At 73.5% G+C, this 18591-nt stretch carries 19 protein-coding genes; 14 read left to right on the plus strand and 5 right to left on the minus strand.

What is annotated here, in order from left to right:
- Positions 1-109: 109 nt before the first annotated feature.
- The 4 genes from OG392_RS28450 (at position 110) to OG392_RS28465 (ending at position 3344) form a co-directional block, all read left to right on the plus strand.
- The gene (locus tag OG392_RS28450) at positions 110-580 is read left to right on the plus strand and encodes a cation:proton antiporter regulatory subunit (RefSeq protein ID WP_073906505.1); all 471 of its coding nucleotides are present in this window, start codon (positions 110-112) and stop codon (positions 578-580) included.
- 7 nt (positions 581-587) lie between these two features.
- A complete protein-coding gene (locus OG392_RS28455) occupies positions 588-1847 on the plus strand; it encodes a cation:proton antiporter (RefSeq protein WP_329284009.1) in 1260 nt (419 codons plus the stop codon).
- A gap of 97 nt (positions 1848-1944) precedes the next feature.
- A complete protein-coding gene (locus OG392_RS28460; RefSeq protein WP_329284011.1) occupies positions 1945-2349 on the plus strand; it encodes a BlaI/MecI/CopY family transcriptional regulator in 405 nt (134 codons plus the stop codon).
- A gap of 5 nt (positions 2350-2354) precedes the next feature.
- A complete protein-coding gene (locus OG392_RS28465) occupies positions 2355-3344 on the plus strand; it encodes a M56 family metallopeptidase (RefSeq protein ID WP_329284013.1) in 990 nt (329 codons plus the stop codon).
- Positions 3345-3410: 66 nt separating this feature from the next.
- Here the strand turns inward: OG392_RS28465 and OG392_RS28470 are convergent, their stop codons facing one another.
- Positions 3411-3866, minus strand: a complete 456-nt coding sequence (locus OG392_RS28470; RefSeq protein ID WP_329284014.1) for a tellurite resistance TerB family protein — start codon at positions 3864-3866, stop codon at positions 3411-3413.
- A 73-nt stretch (positions 3867-3939) separates the two neighbouring features.
- Positions 3940-5187: an SLC13 family permease gene (locus OG392_RS28475; RefSeq protein ID WP_329284015.1), complete on the minus strand. Its 1248-nt coding sequence runs from the start codon at positions 5185-5187 to the stop codon at positions 3940-3942.
- Between the two features lie 189 nt (positions 5188-5376).
- On the opposite strand from OG392_RS28475, the gene OG392_RS28480 reads away from it, so the two are divergent.
- Positions 5377-6066 carry a GntR family transcriptional regulator gene (locus tag OG392_RS28480; protein ID WP_329284016.1) on the plus strand — a complete coding sequence of 230 codons (690 nt, stop codon included), beginning with the start codon at positions 5377-5379 and terminating at the stop codon, positions 6064-6066.
- A gap of 37 nt (positions 6067-6103) precedes the next feature.
- Here OG392_RS28480 and OG392_RS28485 read toward each other — a convergent pair whose 3' ends face one another.
- Complete coding sequence (locus tag OG392_RS28485) at positions 6104-6766, minus strand: maleylpyruvate isomerase family mycothiol-dependent enzyme (protein WP_329284017.1); 663 nt, start codon at positions 6764-6766, stop codon at positions 6104-6106.
- A gap of 71 nt (positions 6767-6837) precedes the next feature.
- Between OG392_RS28485 and OG392_RS28490 the strand changes: the two genes are divergently transcribed.
- Positions 6838-7755: a LysR family transcriptional regulator gene (locus OG392_RS28490; RefSeq protein ID WP_329284018.1), complete on the plus strand. Its 918-nt coding sequence runs from the start codon at positions 6838-6840 to the stop codon at positions 7753-7755.
- Between the two features lie 144 nt (positions 7756-7899).
- Here OG392_RS28490 and OG392_RS28495 read toward each other — a convergent pair whose 3' ends face one another.
- Complete coding sequence (locus OG392_RS28495; RefSeq protein WP_329284019.1) at positions 7900-8385, minus strand: VOC family protein; 486 nt, start codon at positions 8383-8385, stop codon at positions 7900-7902.
- Positions 8386-8561: 176 nt separating this feature from the next.
- On the opposite strand from OG392_RS28495, the gene OG392_RS28500 reads away from it, so the two are divergent.
- From OG392_RS28500 to OG392_RS28515, 4 genes are all read left to right on the plus strand, one after another.
- A complete protein-coding gene (locus tag OG392_RS28500; RefSeq protein WP_329284020.1) occupies positions 8562-8993 on the plus strand; it encodes a cell division protein SepF in 432 nt (143 codons plus the stop codon).
- 250 nt (positions 8994-9243) lie between these two features.
- On the plus strand, positions 9244-10494 hold the full coding sequence (locus OG392_RS28505) for an ATP-binding protein (RefSeq protein ID WP_443054910.1): 1251 nt from the start codon (positions 9244-9246) through the stop codon (positions 10492-10494).
- 87 nt (positions 10495-10581) lie between these two features.
- A complete protein-coding gene (locus OG392_RS28510; RefSeq protein WP_329284021.1) occupies positions 10582-10974 on the plus strand; it encodes a nucleotide pyrophosphohydrolase in 393 nt (130 codons plus the stop codon).
- Between the two features lie 127 nt (positions 10975-11101).
- The gene (locus OG392_RS28515) at positions 11102-11584 is read left to right on the plus strand and encodes a DUF6099 family protein (protein ID WP_329284022.1); all 483 of its coding nucleotides are present in this window, start codon (positions 11102-11104) and stop codon (positions 11582-11584) included.
- Positions 11585-11750: 166 nt separating this feature from the next.
- Here OG392_RS28515 and OG392_RS28520 read toward each other — a convergent pair whose 3' ends face one another.
- A complete protein-coding gene (locus tag OG392_RS28520) occupies positions 11751-11987 on the minus strand; it encodes a hypothetical protein (RefSeq protein WP_329284023.1) in 237 nt (78 codons plus the stop codon).
- Between the two features lie 249 nt (positions 11988-12236).
- Here OG392_RS28520 and OG392_RS28525 point away from each other — a divergent pair, with 249 nt between their 5' ends.
- The 4 genes from OG392_RS28525 to OG392_RS28540 all read left to right on the plus strand — a co-directional run bounded on the left by OG392_RS28525 (position 12237) and on the right by OG392_RS28540 (position 18323).
- Positions 12237-13160 carry an LLM class F420-dependent oxidoreductase gene (locus OG392_RS28525; RefSeq protein ID WP_329284024.1) on the plus strand — a complete coding sequence of 308 codons (924 nt, stop codon included), beginning with the start codon at positions 12237-12239 and terminating at the stop codon, positions 13158-13160.
- A 13-nt stretch (positions 13161-13173) separates the two neighbouring features.
- Positions 13174-14091, plus strand: coding sequence for a homocysteine S-methyltransferase (gene mmuM / locus OG392_RS28530; protein ID WP_329284025.1), 918 nt, complete (start codon positions 13174-13176; stop codon positions 14089-14091).
- Positions 14092-14172: 81 nt separating this feature from the next.
- Positions 14173-15756 (plus strand): 3' terminal RNA ribose 2'-O-methyltransferase Hen1, encoded by a 1584-nt coding sequence (locus OG392_RS28535; protein WP_329284026.1) that lies wholly within the window; start codon positions 14173-14175, stop codon positions 15754-15756.
- The gene (locus OG392_RS28540; protein ID WP_329284027.1) at positions 15753-18323 is read left to right on the plus strand and encodes a polynucleotide kinase-phosphatase; all 2571 of its coding nucleotides are present in this window, start codon (positions 15753-15755) and stop codon (positions 18321-18323) included. The genes OG392_RS28535 and OG392_RS28540 overlap by 4 nt, the downstream gene beginning before the upstream one ends.
- Positions 18324-18591 lie beyond the last annotated feature (268 nt).

The following is an 18591-nucleotide window of genomic DNA, read 5'->3' on the forward strand; positions in this document are numbered from 1 at the left end:
GACACCCATGTTCCGGGGCTCCCGCCGAGTGGCACCATGGCCCCCGACCAACGATCCGATCACCCTTTGACATGACAACAGAAGGGACGGGCCCTTGCCTGCTCCGCGGATGAGAACGACACCCCTGCCCGGCATAGGCGTCCAGTACGACCTCACCACCCGGGAGCACCGCCAGCTGTCGGTCATCGCGCACCGCGACGGAACCCGGACCGTGAACGTCTACCGGGGCGACGACCCCGACGCGTGCGCGCAGTCGCTCCACCTCACCGAGGCCGAGACCGCCTCGCTGATCGACGCCCTGCTCCCCGCACACCACAGCCCCAACGTCCTGCACACCACCGACCTGGGGCTGGTCGCCGAACGCATCGAGCTGTCCGCCCACTCGTACTGGAACGGGCGACTGCTCGGCGAGACGCGGATGCGCACCGACGCCGGGGCCTCCATCGTCGCCGTACTGCGCCGCTCGGGGGCCGTACCGTCCCCGACGCCCGCCTTCCGGTTCGCCGGCGGCGACACCCTCATCGTCATCGGCACCCGCGAGGGCGTCGACGCGGCCGCCGCGATCCTCGGCCGGGAGTGAGGGCGGCGTGCATTCCGCGGTCTTCCTGATCGAATTCGGCGCCATCATCCTCGGTCTCGGCCTGCTCGGGCGGCTCGCCGGCCGCTTCAGCTTCTCCCCGATACCCCTCTACCTCCTCGCCGGCCTCGCCTTCGGCAAGGGCGGCCTGCTGCCGCTCGGCACCAGCGAGGAGTTCGTCGCCATCGGCGCCGAGATCGGGGTGATCCTTCTGCTCCTGATGCTCGGCCTGGAGTACACGGCGAGCGACCTGGTCTCCAACCTCAAGACGCAGTACCCGGCCGGCCTCGTCGACTTCGCGCTCAACGCACTGCCCGGCGCCGCCGCCGCGCTGCTCCTCGGCTGGGGGCCGGTCGCGGCCGTCGTCCTGGCGGGCGTCACCTGGATCTCGTCGTCCGGAGTCATCGCCAAGGTCCTCGGCGACCTCGGGCGTCTCGGCAACCGCGAGACACCCGTCATCCTCAGCATCCTGGTCCTCGAGGACCTCGCGATGGCCGTCTACCTCCCCATCATCACGGCCCTGCTCGCCGGGGTCGGGCTCGCGGCCGGCAGCGCCACCCTCGCCATCGCCCTGGGCGTGGCCGGCGCCGTCCTGTTCGTCGCCGTCCGCTACGGGCGGCTGATCTCACGGTTCGTCTCCAGCGACGATCCGGAGAAGCTGCTCCTCGTCGTCCTCGGCCTGACGCTGCTCGTGGCCGGAGTCGCCCAGCAGCTGCAGGTCTCCGCGGCCGTCGGCGCGTTCCTCGTGGGCATCGCCCTCTCCGGGGAGGTCGCCGACGGAGCCCACGCCCTGCTGAGCCCCCTGCGCGACCTCTTCGCGGCGGTGTTCTTCGTCTTCTTCGGACTGCACACCGACCCCGCCAGCATCCCGCCGGTGATCCTTCCGGCGTTCGCCCTGGCCGTCGTCACCGCGCTCACCAAGATCGCGACCGGGTACTGGGCCGCGCGCCGCGCGGGCATCGGGGTCAAGGGGCGCTGGCGGGCGGGCGGCACGCTGGTGGCGCGCGGCGAGTTCTCCATCGTCATCGCGGGACTCGCCGTCACCGCCGGGGTGCAGCCCCAGCTGGGGCCCTTCGCCACGGCGTACGTGCTCGTCCTGGTGGTGATCGGGCCGCTGACGGCCCGCTACACGGAGCCGGTCGCCGCGTACCTCCTCGGACGCCGACGGCCGAAGCCGTCGGCCTCGGAGGGCAGGACCGTAAGGGAGCCGGGGACGGGACCCGAGCCCGTGCGCGTACCCGAGTCCGGGTCCGCCTCCGACCGCGTGTGAGCCTGGACCGGACATGGCTGCCGGCGCCCGTCGATTCTCCTGAGCGGCCAGACCGTTCAGTACGATGGGCTGCTGTTCTTCGGTGGAGGAGGGTGTCGTGTCGGACCGGAGCGAGGGCGGAGCGGAACCCTCCGCGCGCAGGCGCGGGCAGGGCGAACTGGAGTCCCAGGTGCTCGCCGTGCTGCGGGAGGCGTCCGAGCCCGTGCCCGTGGCGTGGGTGCGGGAACGCCTCGGCGGCGGTCTCGCGTACACCACCGTCATCACCATCCTCACCCGCCTCCGGGCGAAGGGCGCCGTCGAGCGCGAGCGCGCCGGCCGTTCCTTCCGGTGGACGGCGGTCGCCGACGAGGCCGGGCTCGCCGCGCTGCGGATGCGGAAGGTGCTCGACGCGGAGGCGGACCGCCAGGCGGTCCTCGCCAGTTTCGTCACCGGCCTCTCGTCGAACGAAGAGCGACTCCTTCGTGAACTGCTCGCCAAGGCCGCCGAGGAGGAGGAAGGCTAGCCGCCATGGGAGTCTTCGTCTTCCTTCCCCTGGTCCTTCCGCTCACCGCCTGGCCGGTCGCCCGCCTCGCCGAGCAGCGGCTCCACCCCCGTACCGCGACGCGGCTGCTGGCCGCCGTCGCCGGTGTCTCCGCCGTGTGCAGCACCCTCTGTCTGGGGCTGCTGATGATCGTGGGCACCGCGCAGCTCCCCGGCAATCCGCTCCCCGACAGCTGGTCGGATCCCGATGTGCGTGCGGCCCTCCCGTACGACGAGATCGCCGGCCGGGCGGCCATCCCGGCGCTGCTGGCCGTCCTGCTCTCGTGCGGGGCGGCGGCCTGGCGTCAGCTGCGGGTACGCCGCCGGGTCGTGGCGGCGCTCGGCGGGCTGCCGCCGACGCCCGTCGCGGTGCTGCCGGACCGCACGCCGTACGCGTACGCCGTGCCCGGCGGCCGGGTGCGGGGCGGGGCGCGGGGCCCCGGAAGGAGGGCGCAGCCGCACGGCCACGGGCGGGTCGTGGTCAGCACCGGGATGCTCGCGGGCCTCGCCCCCGCCGAAAGGCGTGCGCTCTTCGCCCACGAGCGGGCCCATCTGGCAGCGCGTCACCACCGGCACCTCCTGACGGTCCATCTCGCGGCGCGCGCCAACCCGTTCCTGCGGCCGCTGCGGACCGCCGTCTCCTACACCGCCGAACGCTGGGCCGACGAGGAGGCGGCCGCCGAGGTCGGCAGCCGCCGCTCCGTCGCCCGCGCGATCGGCAAGGCGGCCCTGCTCGCTCCACGCGCCCCGGCCGCCACCCTCCCCGCACTGACGGGCGGGGACGCCGGTCCGGTGCCCCGTCGGGTCGCGGCTCTCATGCGCCCGGCTCCGGCGGCCCGTGCCTGGCCGCCGGCCGGCACGGCCGTGGGCCTCGCCGCCTGGTGCGCCGCCTTCGGTGTGACCGTGTCGGCCCTGTCCTCGGCGAACTCGGCGGTCATGCTCTTCCTGGTGCTGCGCGGGGCCGCCTCACCGATGTAGCCGCCGACCGGGTCGTCCCTTCCGGAGCCCGCCGGTCGGGCGAGACCCGGAGGGGAACGGCAGGCCCTAGAGGTCGAACTCGTGCGGCGGCAGGTCCAGGGTGAAGCAGGCCTCGCGGACCACGGCCTGCTCCGTCTTGTCGAAGTCGCCGTCGGCGCCGCCGATGACGATGCCGATCTGGATGACGGCGCGCGCCTCGGCCGGCTTCTTCTTCGCCTTGGCGATCTCCTGGAGCACGCTCACCTTGCCGAAGTCGAAGTCGGCCGTCAGCTTGTCCAGGTTGTCGTCGAAACGGCGCTGGAGGTCGAGCGCGTCGAAGTTCTGCAGGACCTCGTTGGTCGAGATGAGCTGGGCGACCCGGCGGCGCTCGGCGGGGTCGATCGTCCCGTCGGCGGCGGCGACCAGCGCGCACATGGCCATGCTCGCGTCCCGGAACGCGCCGCTCTTCAGGTCGTTCTTCCTCGCCACCAGCTGGGTCTGCATCGTCGATGCGGATTCCTTGATGCGGTCCCACAGGGCCATGAGCACTCCAGACGTCGATTACTTCTACGGTCTTGTAGAACGTAGCAGTGGGGCGCGGAGTTCCCGGGGACCGTCACACGCCGAGGAGCTGGAGGGAGGCCCACAGCGCGACCGTCGAGGCGACGAGGGTGGCCGGGACCGTCAGGAGTCCGAGGCGGGTGAACTCTCCGAGGGCGACGGGGTGGTCGTGCTCGTGGGCGATGCGGCGCCAGAGGAGGGTGGCGAGGGAGCCGGCGTACGTGAGGTTCGGGCCGATGTTCACCCCCAGCAGCACGGCGAGCACCGCGCCGGGTCCCGAGGCCGCCGCGAGCGGGACCAGGGCCAGGGTCGCCGGGAGGTTGTTGATGAGGTTGGCCAGGATCGCGGCCACGGCGGCGAAGCCCAGCAGGGCCGGGAGCGTGGTGCCGTCGGGCAGGACATGGGCCAGGGCGGTGCCGAGCCCGTTCTCGACGACGGCCCGGACGACGATCCCCAGCGCCAGCACGAACGCGAGGAACGGCAGCGCCGCCGAGCCCACGAGCGCGCGCGGGGTGGTGCCGCGGCGGATCAGGGCCCGTACGGCGAGCACGCCGGCGCCCGCCGCGGCCGCCCACGCCGGGTCCACACCGGTCGCCGAGGCGAGGGCGAAGCCGCCCAGGGTCCCGGCCACGGTGAGCAGGGCGAACAGTGGGACGGCCACGGGCGCCGGGGGGGTCGTGGGGGAGGCCGGGGCGGCCAGGTCGCGCGCGAAGAAGCGCCGGAAGACGCCGTACTCGACGGCGATCGCGACGAGCCACGGGAGCAGCATCAGGAGCGCGAACCGGGTGAAGCCGAGCCCGGTGGCCGTGAACGCCAGCAGGTTCGTGAGGTTCGAGACCGGCAGGAGCAGCGAGGCCGTGTTGGACAGATGGGCGCTCGCGTAGGCGTGGGGCCCGGGCCGGGCCCCCATCCGCGTGGCCGTCGCGAACACCACCGGGGTGAGCAGGACGACCGTCGCGTCCAGGCTCAGGACCGCGGTGATCAGCGAGGCGAGGGCGAAGACGGCGCCGAGCAGCCGCTGCGGGCGCCGGCGGGACCAGCGGGCCATCCAGGAGCCGCAGGCGTGGAAGAGTCCTTCGTCGTCGCAGAGCTTCGCGAGGACGAGGACGGCCGCCAGGAAGCCGATCACCGGTCCCAGCCGCTCCGCCTCCTCGCGTACGGCTTCGGGCGTGAGCGCGCCCACGGCGAGCACGGCCCCGGCGGCGGGCACGGCGAACACCGCCTCGGGCAGGCGGAACGGACGGACGACGGCGCAGATCAGCACCACTGCCAGGGCGAGCACGGAAACGGACGGAGCGAGCATGCGTTCGATGATGCGGGTCGGCCCCAGAGGCTTCTCAGGGGGGTGCCCGGTGGATCCCCCCCCACGACCTCGTCTGGTACGAGAGGCGGCCTCGCGGCGGAGGCTTCCGGAATCCCGAGACTCTCGCGTCACGGCAGGAGAAACGTGACATTGTACGATGCTCGCCCGTGACTTCTCGGAGGACGCACGATGGGTGACCTGAAACAGTACGGCCTCGTCAGGGCCCAGGAACGGCTCCGCGACCAGGTCGGGCACGCCCTCCGCGCGGCCCTGATCGCCGGCGAGCTGCGCCCCGGCCAGGTCTACTCGGCCCCCGGACTCGCGAGCGACCTCGGCGTCTCCGCGACCCCGGTCCGCGAGGCCATGCTCGACCTGGCCCGGGAGGGCCTCGTCGAACCCGTACGCAACAAGGGATTCCGTATCACCGAGGTCAGCGAGCGGGACCTCGACCAGTACACCGAACTGCGCACCCTCATCGAGGTGCCCACCATCGGCCACATCACGAGGAAGGCCGACCGGGAGGGGCTGGAAGCACTGCGTCCGATCGCCGAGGAGATCGTCTCGCGCGCCCGGGAGCACGACCTCGTCGGCTATCTGGAGGCGGACCGCCGCTTCCACCTCGCGCTGCTCGCGCTCTCGGGCAACGACCGGCTGGTGGAGACCGTGGGGGAGCTGCGCAAGCGTTCCCGGCTCTACGGGCTGACCGGTCTGGACGAGGCAGGCAAGCTCGTCTCCTCCGCCGAGGAGCACATCGAACTCCTCGACCTGATGATCGCAGGCGACGCGCGGGGCGCCGAGGCGTGCATGCGGCGTCACCTCGGGCACGTACGGTCGCTGTGGGCCGAGGCCCGCGACGAACCGGTGGGGCGGCGGGGGTAGGGCCGGCGATGCCGTGGCGGCGGCGGGATCCAGCGGATCAGACGTCGTCGGCAGGGCGGGTGAAGCGGCCGCTCGGCTCCCCCCGGAGTCGCCCGGCCGGAAGCCTGCGGCCGTAGGCCAGCAGCAGGAGGTCCTGGGCGGTCCCGTACAGGGGACTGCCCGAGCCGTACGACCAGTCGAGGTCCTCGGCGCACAACCGCACCGCGTCGAGATCGGCGCCGAAGAACCTCAGGCCGCTGGGCCGGATCTGGTCCAGCAGGACCCGCAGCCGCTCCTCGGGGACCCGCCGTTCGATGCCGAGGGCGACGGTGACGTCCAGGCCGTGCACCACGTCGTGGCCGAGCGCCGCCGCGATCCCGCCGACGGGAGGTGTCCACGGATGATCGGCGTTGTCCCTCAGGAACGCGGCGAGCGCGGTGGGGGAATGAGCGGCCGCGTCCCCGCGCGCGACCCGGTCGGTCATGCGGTGGAGGTTCCCGCGCGCCCTGACCAACGCGCCGAGCGTCGCGGGCAGGGAGAGCCGGAACCCCATCGACATGTGCGCCGCGACCTCGCGGACCCGCCAACCCGCGCACAGACTCGGCTCGTTCCACTGCTCGGCCGACAGGCCGTCGAACAGGTCCGCCAGCTCCCGGCGTTCGGCCGCGATCGCGGCCCTGACCTCGCTGCTGTTCCCCGTGCGGGCAGTCGCTTTCTCCATGGCACCCACCCTGCGGTGCGCGCGGCCATAACGCCAATAGATGGTTCTGCTGCGCTCTAGAATCAACGCTTATGGAGCTTCGTCAGCTGCGCTACCTCGTCTCCGTGGTGGACGAGGGCGGCTTCACCCGGGCCGCGGCCCGGCTGCATCTGGCCCAGCCGGGCCTCAGTGCCCAGATCCGGCAGCTGGAGAAGGAGTTGGGGCAGCCCCTGCTCGACCGCTCCGGCCGTTCGGTCACGCCGACCGAGGTGGGCCGGGCCGTCCTGCCCTACGCCCGCGCCGCACTGGCCGCCGCGGACGCGGTGCGGCAGACGGTGGACGCGTACACGGGACTGCTGCGCGGTCGCGTCACGCTCGGTCTCGTCTCCGGCGCCACCGCGCACGCCTTCGACATCGCCGGCTTCCTCGCCGACTTCCACGAGGACCACCCGGCGGTGGAGGTGGCGCTCACCGAGGACACCACGGAACGGATGCGGGCCGCGCTCCTGGCCGGTGAACTCGACATCGCCCTCCTCGGGACCGCGGTGGAGGCGCCACCACCGGGAGCGGCCTTCCAGCTGGTGATGGACCTCCCCCTGGTCGCCGTGGTCGCGACCGGCGATCCGCTGCTCGACCGCTTCGACGGCACGACCGTCCCGCTCGCCGAGCTGCGCGACCGGCCGCTGATCTGCCTCCCGCGCGGCACCGGGGTGCGCGCGGCACTCGAACGGGGCTGCGGACAGGCGGGGTTCCGGCCCCGGGTCACCTTCGAGGCGGCCGCACCGGACGTGCTGGCGCGGCTCGCCGCACGGGGCCTCGGCGTCGCCGTGCTGCCGGCCGGAGAGGGCGAGTCGCGCCCCGGCGACCGGCTCCGCACCCTGCGGATCGTCGAACCCGAGATGCGCGGCCGTCTCGCACTCGCCTGGCAGGCCACCGGCCCCGCGAGCCCCGCGGCCCGGGCGCTCCTCGACCGTCTGCGCGAAGCGCTCCCGAAACCGGCTGCTCCGTAGTCCGGATCCGGTCCCGGCCGTCCTGTCCCGCCGGGAAGTGACGCCTCGCCTCGACGGCGAGAGCCGGATACACCGGGTTTCACCGCGAGCCGTCCCGGCGGCCGGCCGACAACGGCCGGCGCGGCCTGGACGTCTTCCCCGGCGTCAGTCCCGGCCCGGGAAGAAGTCGGCGCTCTGGACGTACTCCATGGCCTTGACGAACTCCGGCTCACCGAGACGGCGTTCCATCTCCTCCGGGCTCACCTCCTCCACGCGGGTGTGGATCCAGTACAGATTGCCCAGCGGGTCGCGCACGCGCCCGACCCGGTCGCCGAAGAACAGATGCGTGACCTCGGTGACCGACGTGCCGCCGGCCGCGACGGCCCGCCGGTGCGCGGCGTCGGCGTCGTCCACGTACAGACGGAGGAAGCCGGGGGTCGCCGGCCACTCCGGTCGGGAGTCGAACATCATCACCACCGAGTCGCCGATCCGGACCTCCGCGTGCTGGACGCTCCCGTCCTCGCCGGTCAGGCACGAGAGCTCCTCCGCGCCGAAGGCCCGCTTCAGGAAGTCGATGAGCCGCAGGGAGTCGCGCGAGATGATCCATGGCGTCACGGTGTGATAACCCTGGGGAACGGGGTGGGCGGACATGCGGCTGCCTCCTGGGATGCGAGTGCCTCGACGTGCTGACGACGCTAGCTCCGATCTAGGCCGGTCCATGACCTAGAAGGGCCTGGTCCCGCGAGTGAAGGGGCCCGGCACCGCCACCGCGCCTTGACCTCGTGTCGTTGTTGGGCCGAACGGGTGAGGAGCGGGAGGATGTGTCCATGAGTAGGTACGAGAGGTACGACGTCACCGACGAGCAGTGGGAGGGCCTCGCCCAGGTCGTGCCCCTGCGCGGCCGTGACGAATGGCCGTCCAGGGTCGACCACCGCACGATCCCCGAGCAGTACGAATCCGCCGAGCAGCGCCGTATGGTCGTGCTCCGCGTGCAGGTGTTCGCCGACGCCCGCGAGGTCGCCGACTACCTCATCGCCCAGATCCCGGTGCTCCTCGATCTGACGAGCGCCGACACCGAGGTCGCCAAGCGCATCCTCGACTTCAGCAGCGGTGTGGTCTTCGGTCTCGGCAGCGGGATGCACCGCGTCGACCGGAACGTCTTTCTCCTCGCCCCGGCCGGTACGGAGGTCGAGGGCGCGGAGGGCGAGGACGAGGAGGGTGTCGTGGGCGGCCGGGCCGCCGGCGTCCCCCGATCGTAGGAAGGTCATCTAGCCGTAACGGTTCGTCAGGGAATGGACTGCGTACGGTCCGGGCATGGACCTCACCGGTGGCTTCACGCTCGACGACCCCTCCTCCACGGCTGCCCCTTCCTCCGGCGCTCCGTCCCTGAGAGCACCGTCCACCGCCGCGTCCTCCGCGGTGGCGGCTCGCTCCACCGGGACCTCCACCGCCGGTGCTGCCTCTGCCGGGTCTCCCTCCGCGGGGACGTCCCCCGTGAGGCCTGCCACCGTGGGCACTTCCACCGTCGGCTCCTCCGCGGGGACTCCCTCCGCGGAGGCCGTGCCCCGGTTGCCGTCCCAGGGCGGGGCCGGGCGGAGGGCCGGGAAGGGGGCCGCCGGCGGGGGAGGCGGCGGGGGACTCCGGGCGCGGCCCGCCGTCACCGAGCTGCGGTTGTCCGCCTTCGCCGGTCACCGATCCGCCGCGCACGCCCTGGGGCAGGTCACCCTCTTCACCGGTCCCAGCGGCAGCGGAAAGTCCACCACCCTGCGCGCGTACGAGGCCCTGGCCCGGCTCGGCGCGGGTGACACCCTTGGCGAGGTGTTCCCCGACGCCGCCGACTGCGTCCCCGAGCGCGCCCGGCCCGACGCCCAGGGACGGCGCGGCTTCCGCATCGGGTGCACGGTCGACGGACCCGAGGGGCCCGTCCATCTGGACCTCGCCGTGCAGGCCGAACCCCGGCTCCGTATCGTCGGCGAACGGCTCACCGGCCGGGGCCGCACCCTCCTCGCCACCGCGCTGCGCGACCCGGGCCGCCCCACCGTCCAGGCCGAATGGCACACCGCCGGCAGCACGCCCGTCACCCGGGCCCCCTTCCCCGACGACCTCCTCGGTACGGCCCTGCTGCCGCTGCGCGTCGCGGGCAAGACCCCCGGGCAACTGGAGGTCCTGGCCGCCGCCGAGCAGGTGGTCGTCGGACTGCGGTCCGCCTTCGCCTGCGACCCCCGGCCCGAGCGGATGCGGGCGCCCGTGCCGACGGGGGAGGGGCGGCTGCGGCGCGACTGCGGCAATCTCGCCGAGGTCCTGCACCGGACCCACACGGACTGCCCGCGCCGCCACCAGCGCCTCGCGGCCATGGCCGCGGCGGGCTGCGGGGGACCCGTCACCGGGCTCGGGGTGCGGGAACTCCCGGAGGGAACCGTCCGGGCCGTACTCGAACGGGGCGGCAGGCCCGCGACCCCGCTCGCGCGGCTCGGGGACGGCGAATTGCGCTACCTCGCCCTCGCGCTGACCCTGCTCACCGGGCCCGGCGTCCTCGCGATGGACCGGATCGCCGAGGTGCCCGAGGCCATGCAGTCCCTCACCCTGCTCGCCGACGGTCTCGACCGCTCGCTCGACGACCGGCAGGTCGGCGAACTGCTCGGGCTCGCCGCGGGCATCGCCGCCGACGGGCACATCCGGGTCGCCGCCACGGTCGGGGCGCGGGCGGCGGCACAGGCACACCGGACGCCCGGGGTGACGGTGGTGGACCTGGGCGGGTGACGGCCGTGGGCGGGTGACGGTGGTGATCCGCGGTGGGGGCGGTGCTGGACCCGAGCCGGATACGTGCCGGGTGGTAGACCTGAGCGTGTGACGGACAACGACGTAGCGGGACTGCAGCGCAGGCTGGCCGAGTTCGCGGCCGCCCGCGACTGGCGGCCCTACCACACGCCCAAGAACCTGGCGGCGGCGCTCAGCGTGGAGGCGGCCGAACTCCTGGAGATCTTCCAGTGGTTGACGCCCGAGCAGGCGGAGCGGGTGATGGACGACCCGGAATCGGCGCACCGGGTCGCCGACGAGGTGGCGGACGTGCTCGCCTACCTTCTCCAGTTCTGCGAAGTGCTCGGGGTCGATCCACTGACCGCGCTCGCGGCCAAGATCGACCGGAACGAGGTCCGTTTTCCCGTCCGGAAGCGGGGCGGGAAGCGGCGGGAAGGGGGTGAGGAAGGAGATCCGAGCAGAGATCGTCACTCTTCGGAGTGATCGACTTCTCCCCGTCAGGCCTCCTGTCCACAGATTTCCGAATTCCCCTGGTGTTGGGGCTCAGGCCGCCTCACTCTGGGTAGTGGAGTGAGTGGGTAGATAAGTCGTACGAACGGGGGCGGCGTTGATGGAAGCGGAACGACTCGTCGCGCTTGGCCGGCACGCGCTGGCGGAGAGCGGATCGGCACAGGACATCGTGGCGGAGGCCTGGCAGGCGCAGGCGCTCGCCCAGGCCATAGGGAATCTCCTCGCGCTCTGCGGGCCGCAGGAACTGCGCGGCGAGGCACGGGGGTTGAGCGAGATCGGGGAGTACCCGGCCTGGGGTGCCGGTGGGCCGCGTGCGGCCAGGTTGTCCGAGGTGGCGGACCCGCGCGGGGCGTTGACCGCGCTCGGGGAGCTGCTCGGGGAGGTGGGCATCGCGCTGGTGGGCGTGGCCTGCGCCACCGACGACGAAGGGCTCTACTGGCAGTGCATCGAGGCCATCGACGCCGCCGACGAGTCGAGCGACCGGGTCCGCGGGATGCTGCGGCGCCTCGCCGTGCGGGACGGAGAGCGGGCCCGCCCGCCCGACGCCGCCCGGGGCCGCGCGGGGCCCGGACGGGGCCGGTGATGAACGGCGTACGGCGCGGTCCGCGCGGTTCCTTGTTCCCGGGGTGCGGTCCGCGCGGAGGCGGGGCCGGTGGGGCCTGCCCTGCTCGGGCTCGCGATCCCGGTGCTCGGCCTGTTCGGGGCGGGGCGGGGCGGGGCCGACGGGAGGAGGGCTCCGGCTGCAGGCCCTAGAGCTGGGGCTGGTGGGGATCGGGCTGGTCGTCGGGAGCCCGGTCCGGAACGAGACGGTCGGACGTGGACTGCAGGTCGGCGTCCAGCTGGTTGAGGTCGGCCGAGAGCGCCGCCATCAGTTCCTCCATCTGCTGGAGCAGGCCCTTGGGGGCGCCGGCGCCCTTCTGCTCGGGCACGGACGGCGGCGCCGACCGCTCGGGCACGGCCTGCTCCGGCGCGGCTTCCTGGGACATGGGGGCCTCCTCGGCCCGGACCCCGCCGCCGAGGGCGGGACCACGAGAGAGAGCGACGCACCGGCAGCGGCCGCCGGCACGCGGGCCGGGCGGTCCGGCTCCGCACGAGCCAACGACGGGTGCCGGGCCCCGGTCACTGGCCGGGGCGGACGCAGCCCGCCGCAGGGCCGGATATTCACCCGACAGAGCCGGGGCACGCGAGGAGCTGACGGAGAGGTTGACACGCACCTCACGGTGCAGGATGGAGGCATGGATCTCCGTATCTTCACCGAACCCCAGCAGGGGGCCGACTACGACACCCTCCTCACGGTGGCCCGGGCCACCGAGGAGCTCGGATTCGACGCCTTCTTCCGTTCCGACCACTACCTCAGCATGGGCTCCGCCGACGGGCTGCCCGGACCGACCGACGCCTGGATCACCCTGGCCGGGCTCGCCCGGGAGACCAAGCGGATCCGCCTCGGCACCCTGATGACGGCCGGGACCTTCCGGCTCCCCGGTGTGCTCGCCATCCAGGTCGCCCAGGTGGACCGGATGTCCGGCGGGCGGGTCGAACTCGGTCTCGGGGCGGGTTGGTTCGAGGAGGAGCACAAGGCCTACGGCATCCCGTTCCCGAAGGAGAGGTTCGGCCGGCTGGAGGAGCAGCTGGCGATCGTCACCGGTCTGTGGGAGACCGAGGTCGGCAAGACCTTCACCTACGAGGGGGAGTTCTACCGGCTCGGTGACTCCCCGGCGCTGCCGAAACCCGCGCAGGACAGGATCCCGGTCCTGATCGGCGGCCACGGCGCGAGCCGTACGCCGCGGCTGGCCGCGCGGTACGCGGACGAGTTCAACATCCCGTTCGCCTCTATCGAGGACAGCGAGCGGCAGTTCGGCCGGGTCCGGGCAGCGGCCGAGCAGGCCGGGCGGGCACCCGACGACCTGGTGTACTCCAACGCCCTGGTCGTCTGTGTCGGCAAGGACGACGCCGAGGTCGCCCGTCGGGCGGCCGCCATCGGGCGGGACGTGGACGAGCTGAAGGCGAACGGACTGGCGGGTTCGCCCGCCGAGGTCGTGGACAAGATCGGGCGGTACGCGGCGATCGGATCCTCCCGGGTCTACCTCCAGGTCCTCGACCTGGACGACCTGGACCACCTGGAGCTGATCTCGGCGCGGGTCCAGTCGCAGCTGGGATGAGCGGGGAGATCCGATGAGACCGGTCCGTACGCTCGCCGAAGCCCTCGGAGCGGGGGCCCTCGTCCTCGACGGCGGGCTGTCCAACCAGCTGGAGGCGCAGGGCTGCGACCTCTCGGACGCGCTCTGGTCCGCGCGGCTACTGGCCGACGGCCCCGAGCAGATCGAGGCGGCCCACGCGGCGTACGTACGGGCCGGTGCGCGGGTGCTCATCACCTCCAGCTACCAGGCCACCTTCGAGGGCTTCGCCCGGCGGGGCGTGGGCCGGGAGGAGGCGGCGCGGCTGCTCGCGCGGAGCGTCGAGCTCGCCCGGGCCGCGGCGGCGGGGGCGGGGGAGGAGGTGTGGGTCGCCGGGTCCGTCGGGCCGTACGGCGCGATGCTCGCGGACGGGAGCGAGTACCGGGGACGGTACGGGCTGTCCGTGCGGGAACTGGAGGCCTTCCACCGGCCCCGGATCGAGGCGCTGGTGGCGGCGGAGCCGGACGTGCTGGCCCTGGAGACCGTGCCGGACGTGGTGGAGGCGGAGGCGCTGCTGCGGGCGGTCGAGGGATGCGGGGTGCCGGTATGGCTCTCGTACACGGTCGAGGGTGGGCGGACCCGGGCCGGGCAGGACCTGGCGGAGGCCTTCGCGGTCGCCGGGGGGAACGACGGGGTCGTCGCCGTCGGGGTCAACTGCTGCGACCCGGCGGAGGCGGGGCCCGCCGCGGAGCTCGCCGTCGCCGTGACCGGGAAGCCGGCCGTGGTCTACCCCAACAGCGGGGAACGGTGGGACGCCCGCGCGCGAGGCTGGCGCGGCGACAGCGCCCTCGACCCGGCCAGGGCCGCCGACTGGGCCGCGTCCGGCGCCCGGCTCATCGGCGGCTGCTGCCGGGTCGGCCCGACGACGATCGCCGCCCTGGGCTCGTCCCTGGTGGCCGGCGGGGACGGGCGCTGAGCCCGGCGCCGCCCCACCGCAGGGACCGGCGGCGGGGAAAATGCCTGGTCGGGAGGGGGCCGGCGAACCATACTCGGAAGCGTGTTCCTGACGATCAGTACGACCGGCAACCCGGAGCGTCCCGCGACCGATCTCGGTTTTCTGCTGCACAAGCATCCCGAGCGGGCGCAGACGTTCTCGACTTCGCACGGCACGGCGCACGTCCTCTACCCCGAGGCGAGCGCCGAGCGGTGCACGGCGGCACTTCTCCTGGAGGTGGACCCCGTGGCGCTGGTGCGCCGCGGCAAGGGCAAGGGCCGGGGCGGCGCCCCGGACTCCGCACTCGCCCAGTACGTGAACGACCGGCCCTACGCGGCGTCCTCGCTGCTCGCCGTCGCGCTCGCGAAGGTCTTCAAGACGGCGCTGCACGGCGTCTGCCAGGCGATGCCCGAGCGGGCCGCGGCGCCGCTGCCGCTGCGCGTCGAGGTACCCGCGCTGCCCGCGCGGGGCGGCGCCGAGCTGGTGCGCAAGCTGTTCGGACCGCTGGGCTGGGACACCGTGGACGCCGAACCGGTGCTCCTGGACGGGCAGTTCCCCGAGTGGGGCGCCTCCCGCTATGTGCGTCTGGTCCTGGAGGGCGAGCTGCGGCTCGCGGACGCCCTCAACCACCTCTACGTCCTGCTGCCCGTGCTCGACGACGCCAAGCACTACTGGGTCGCGCCCGACGAGGTCGACAAGCTGCTGCGCGCCGGCGACGGCTGGCTCGCCGGTCACCCCGAGCGGGCGCTGATCACGGCGCGCTATCTGTCCCGCCGCCGGGGCCTGACGCGTGAGGCGGACGAGCGGCTCGAACTCGTGCGGCTCGCCGAGGCCGACGGCCTGGACGTCGACGACGTCGACAACGCGGTCGACGAGTCGACCGACACCGAGGAACGGCCCGTGCCGCTCGCCGAGCGGCGCCGGGCGGCGATCCTCGCCGCCCTGGAGCGGGCGGAGGCGAGCCGGGTCCTCGACCTGGGCTGCGGTCAGGGCCAGTTGGTGCAGGCGCTGCTCAAGGACACCCGGTACACGGAGATCGTCGGTGTCGACGTGTCCGTCCGCGCCCTGACCGTCGCCGCGCGACGGCTGCGGCTGGAGCGGATGAGCGAGCGGCAGGCGGCCCGCGTGACGCTGTTGCAGGGCTCGCTCGCGTACACCGACAAGCGGCTGACCGGCTATGACGCCGCGGTGCTCAGCGAGGTCGTCGAGCACCTCGACCTGCCGAGACTGCCGGCCCTGGAGTACGCGGTGTTCGGCTCGGCCCGGCCGCGCACGGTTCTGGTGACCACGCCGAACGTCGAGTACAACGTGCGCTGGGAGTCGCTGCCGGCCGGGCACGTCCGGCACGGCGACCACCGCTTCGAATGGACCCGTGAGGAGTTCCGGAGCTGGGCGGCCTCGGTCGCCGAGCGGTACGGGTACGGGGTCGGGTTCACCCCCGTCGGCCCGGACGACCCCGAGGTGGGACCGCCCACCCAGATGGCCGTCTTCACCCGGACCCCGGACCAGGAGCAGGAGCAGGAGCAGGACAAAAGGCGGGACCGGGACGGAAGGCAGGGCCAGGACCGGAAGCGGATGCCGGCCCCGACCGCCGCCGAGAAGACCCGCACCCCCGCCCCGACCGCCGCGAAGGAGGAACAGGCATGAGCACCGAGACCATGGTCCCGGCCGGCACCGGCCCTGCCCGCACCCTGCCCGTCACCGACCTGTCCCTCGTGGTCCTCGTCGGTGCCACCGGCTCCGGCAAGTCCACCTTCGCCAGGCGCCACTTCAAGCCGACCGAGATCGTGTCCTCCGACTTCTGCCGGGGGCTCATCGCCGACGACGAGAACGACCAGTCCGCGAGCAGGGACGCCTTCGACGTCCTGCACTACATCGTGGGCAAGCGCCTCGCGGCCGGCAGACTCGCCGTCGTCGACGCGACCAACGTGCAGCAGGAGGCGCGGCGTCAGCTCGTGCAGCTGGCCCGCTCGTACGACGTGCTGCCCATCGCGATCGTCCTCGACCTGCCCGAGGCGGTCTGCCGCGACAGGAACGCCGCGCGTCCCGACCGCGCGGACATGCCTGCGCACGTCATCCAGCGCCACCGCCGCGAGCTGCGCCGTTCGCTGCGCGGGCTGGAGCGCGAGGGCTTCCGCAAGGTGCACGTGCTGAGGTCCGTCGAGGAGGTCGACGCCGCCCAGGTGGTCCTGGAGCGCCGCTTCAACGACCTGCGTCACCTCACCGGCCCCTTCGACATCATCGGTGACATCCACGGCTGCCGTTCCGAGCTGGAGACCCTGCTCGCCAAGCTCGGCTACGTCGACGGGCACCACCCCGAGGGCCGTACGGCGGTCTTCGTCGGCGACCTCGTCGACCGGGGGCCCGACTCGCCCGGCGTCCTGCGCCGGGTGATGGCGATGGTCGCCGCGGGCGACGCCCTGTGCGTCCCCGGGAACCACGAGAACAAGCTGGGCCGCTGGCTCAAGGGCCGGAAGGTCCAGGAGACCCACGGCCTCGCCGAGACCATCGAGCAGCTGGGGCACGAGAGCGAGGAGTTCCGGGCGGAGGTCGGACGGTTCATCGAGGGGCTCGTCAGCCACTACGTCCTCGACGGCGGCGACCTCGTCGTCTGCCACGCCGGTCTGCCCGAGAAGTACCACGGCCGGACGTCGGGGCGGGTGCGCTCGCACGCGCTGTACGGGGACACCACCGGTGAGACCGACGAGTTCGGGCTGCCGGTGCGCTACCCGTGGGCCGAGGAGTACCGGGGGCGGGCCACCGTCGTGTACGGCCACACCCCCGTGCCGAACACCTCCTGGATCAACAACACCCTGTGTCTCGACACCGGAGCCGTCTTCGGCGGCAGGATGACCGCGCTGCGCTGGCCCGAGCGCGAGCTCGTCGACGTACCGGCCGAGCGCGTCTGGTACGAGCCGGCCCGGCCGCTCGCGACCGAGGCGCCCGGCGGGCACCAGGGGCGCCCCCTGGACCTGGCCGACGTGCGGGGACGCCGGACCGTGGAGACCCGGCACCTGGGCAACGTCGCCGTCCGCGAGGAGAACGCGGCGGCCGCCCTGGAAGTGATGAGCCGGTTCGCGGTCGACCCGCGGCTGCTCACCTATCTGCCGCCGACGATGGCTCCCACCGCCACGTCCAAGGAGGAGGGGTACCTGGAGCACCCGGCCGAGGCCTTCGCCCAGTACCGGGCGGACGGTGTCGAACGGGTCGTGTGCGAGGAGAAGCACATGGGCTCCCGGGCGGTGGCCCTGGTCTGCCGGGACGCCGACGCGGCCCGCGAGCGTTTCGGCGTGGACGCCGAAGGGGTCACCGGCACGCTGCACACCCGTACCGGACGGCCGTTCTTCGACGACCCCGCCGTCACCGAGCAGGTCCTCGACCGGCTGCGGACGGCGATCGGCGCCGCCGGGCTCTGGGACGAGCTCGACACGGACTGGCTGCTGCTCGACGGCGAACTGATGCCGTGGTCGCTCAAGTCGGCCGGGCTGCTGCGCGCGCAGTACGCGGCGGTCGGCGCGGCCTCGGGCGCGGTCTTCCCCGGTGCGATCTCCGCGCTCGAACAGGCGGTGGCGCGCGGGGTCGAGGGCATCGACGGGCTGCTCGCGAAGCAGCGGGAGCGAGCGGTGGACGCGGAGGCGTTCACCGAGGCGTACCGCAGGTACTGCTGGCCGACCGAGGGCCTGGAGGGGGTGCGGTTCGCGCCCTTCCAGCTCCTGGCGGCGCGCGGGCGCTCGCTCACGGCCGTCCCGCACGACGAGCAGCTCGCCTGGCTGGACCGGCTCGTGGAGCACGACCCGACCGGGCTGATCCAGATCACCCGGCGGCTCGTCGTCGACACCGGTGACGAGGCCTCGGTCCGGGCCGGGGTCGACTGGTGGCTGGACATGACAGGCGCAGGTGGCGAGGGCATGGTCGTCAAGCCCTTGGCGGCACTCGTCCGCGACCGCGGGGGCCGGCTCGGTCAGCCGGGCGTCAAGGTGCGCGGCCGGGAGTACCTGCGGATCATCTACGGCCCCGAGTACACCCGGCCGGAGAACCTGGAGCGGCTGCGGCAGCGTTTCCTCGGCCACAAGCGGTCGCTGGCGCTGCGCGAGTACGCGCTCGGCCTGGAAGCCCTCGACCGCCTGGCGGACGGGGAGCCGCTGTGGCGGGTCCACGAGGCCGTGTTCGCGGTCCTGGCACTGGAGTCGGAGCCGGTGGACCCGAGGCTGTGAGCCGGTGACGAGCCGCGGGCCCCGCGTCGGAGACGCCGTGGGGGCCTCGCGGCGGTGCGGCCTCGCGGCGGTGCAGCGGTGCGGCCGTGCGCCGGTGCGGCCGTGCGGCGGTGAGTCCGTGTCGCCATGGGCCCCCGTCGCAACGAGTCGGTGAGGTCCTGGTTCCCGGGAGCCCTCGCGGAGATCGCCACCCCTTCGGACGGGGTGGGGCTCCGTGAGGGCTTCGGCGTGTGACCGTCACGTCTCCGCAGGGCCTTCGCACGGTCTT

The sequence above is a fragment of the Streptomyces sp. NBC_00691 genome (assembly GCF_036226665.1).
Classification (GTDB): Bacteria; Actinomycetota; Actinomycetes; order Streptomycetales; family Streptomycetaceae; genus Streptomyces.

Excerpts from the sequence above, each read along its gene's own strand:
- OG392_RS28475 (WP_329284015.1), bottom strand. The coding sequence starts at position 5,187 with ATGCTCGCTCCGTCCGTTTCCGTGCTCGCCCTGGCAGTGGTGCTGATC.
- OG392_RS28485 (WP_329284017.1), bottom strand. The coding sequence starts at position 6,766 with ATGGAGAAAGCGACTGCCCGCACGGGGAACAGCAGCGAGGTCAGGGCC.
- OG392_RS28540 (WP_329284027.1), top strand. The coding sequence starts at position 15,753 with ATGAGCACCGAGACCATGGTCCCGGCCGGCACCGGCCCTGCCCGCACC.
- OG392_RS28480 (WP_329284016.1), top strand. The coding sequence starts at position 5,377 with ATGGGTGACCTGAAACAGTACGGCCTCGTCAGGGCCCAGGAACGGCTC.
- OG392_RS28525 (WP_329284024.1), top strand. The coding sequence starts at position 12,237 with ATGGATCTCCGTATCTTCACCGAACCCCAGCAGGGGGCCGACTACGAC.
- OG392_RS28500 (WP_329284020.1), top strand. The coding sequence starts at position 8,562 with ATGAGTAGGTACGAGAGGTACGACGTCACCGACGAGCAGTGGGAGGGC.
- mmuM (WP_329284025.1), top strand. The coding sequence starts at position 13,174 with ATGAGACCGGTCCGTACGCTCGCCGAAGCCCTCGGAGCGGGGGCCCTC.
- OG392_RS28490 (WP_329284018.1), top strand. The coding sequence starts at position 6,838 with ATGGAGCTTCGTCAGCTGCGCTACCTCGTCTCCGTGGTGGACGAGGGC.
- OG392_RS28465 (WP_329284013.1), top strand. The coding sequence starts at position 2,355 with ATGGGAGTCTTCGTCTTCCTTCCCCTGGTCCTTCCGCTCACCGCCTGG.
- OG392_RS28450 (WP_073906505.1), top strand. The coding sequence starts at position 110 with ATGAGAACGACACCCCTGCCCGGCATAGGCGTCCAGTACGACCTCACC.
- OG392_RS28495 (WP_329284019.1), bottom strand. The coding sequence starts at position 8,385 with ATGTCCGCCCACCCCGTTCCCCAGGGTTATCACACCGTGACGCCATGG.
- OG392_RS28520 (WP_329284023.1), bottom strand. The coding sequence starts at position 11,987 with ATGTCCCAGGAAGCCGCGCCGGAGCAGGCCGTGCCCGAGCGGTCGGCG.
- OG392_RS28470 (WP_329284014.1), bottom strand. The coding sequence starts at position 3,866 with ATGGCCCTGTGGGACCGCATCAAGGAATCCGCATCGACGATGCAGACC.
- OG392_RS28515 (WP_329284022.1), top strand. The coding sequence starts at position 11,102 with ATGGAAGCGGAACGACTCGTCGCGCTTGGCCGGCACGCGCTGGCGGAG.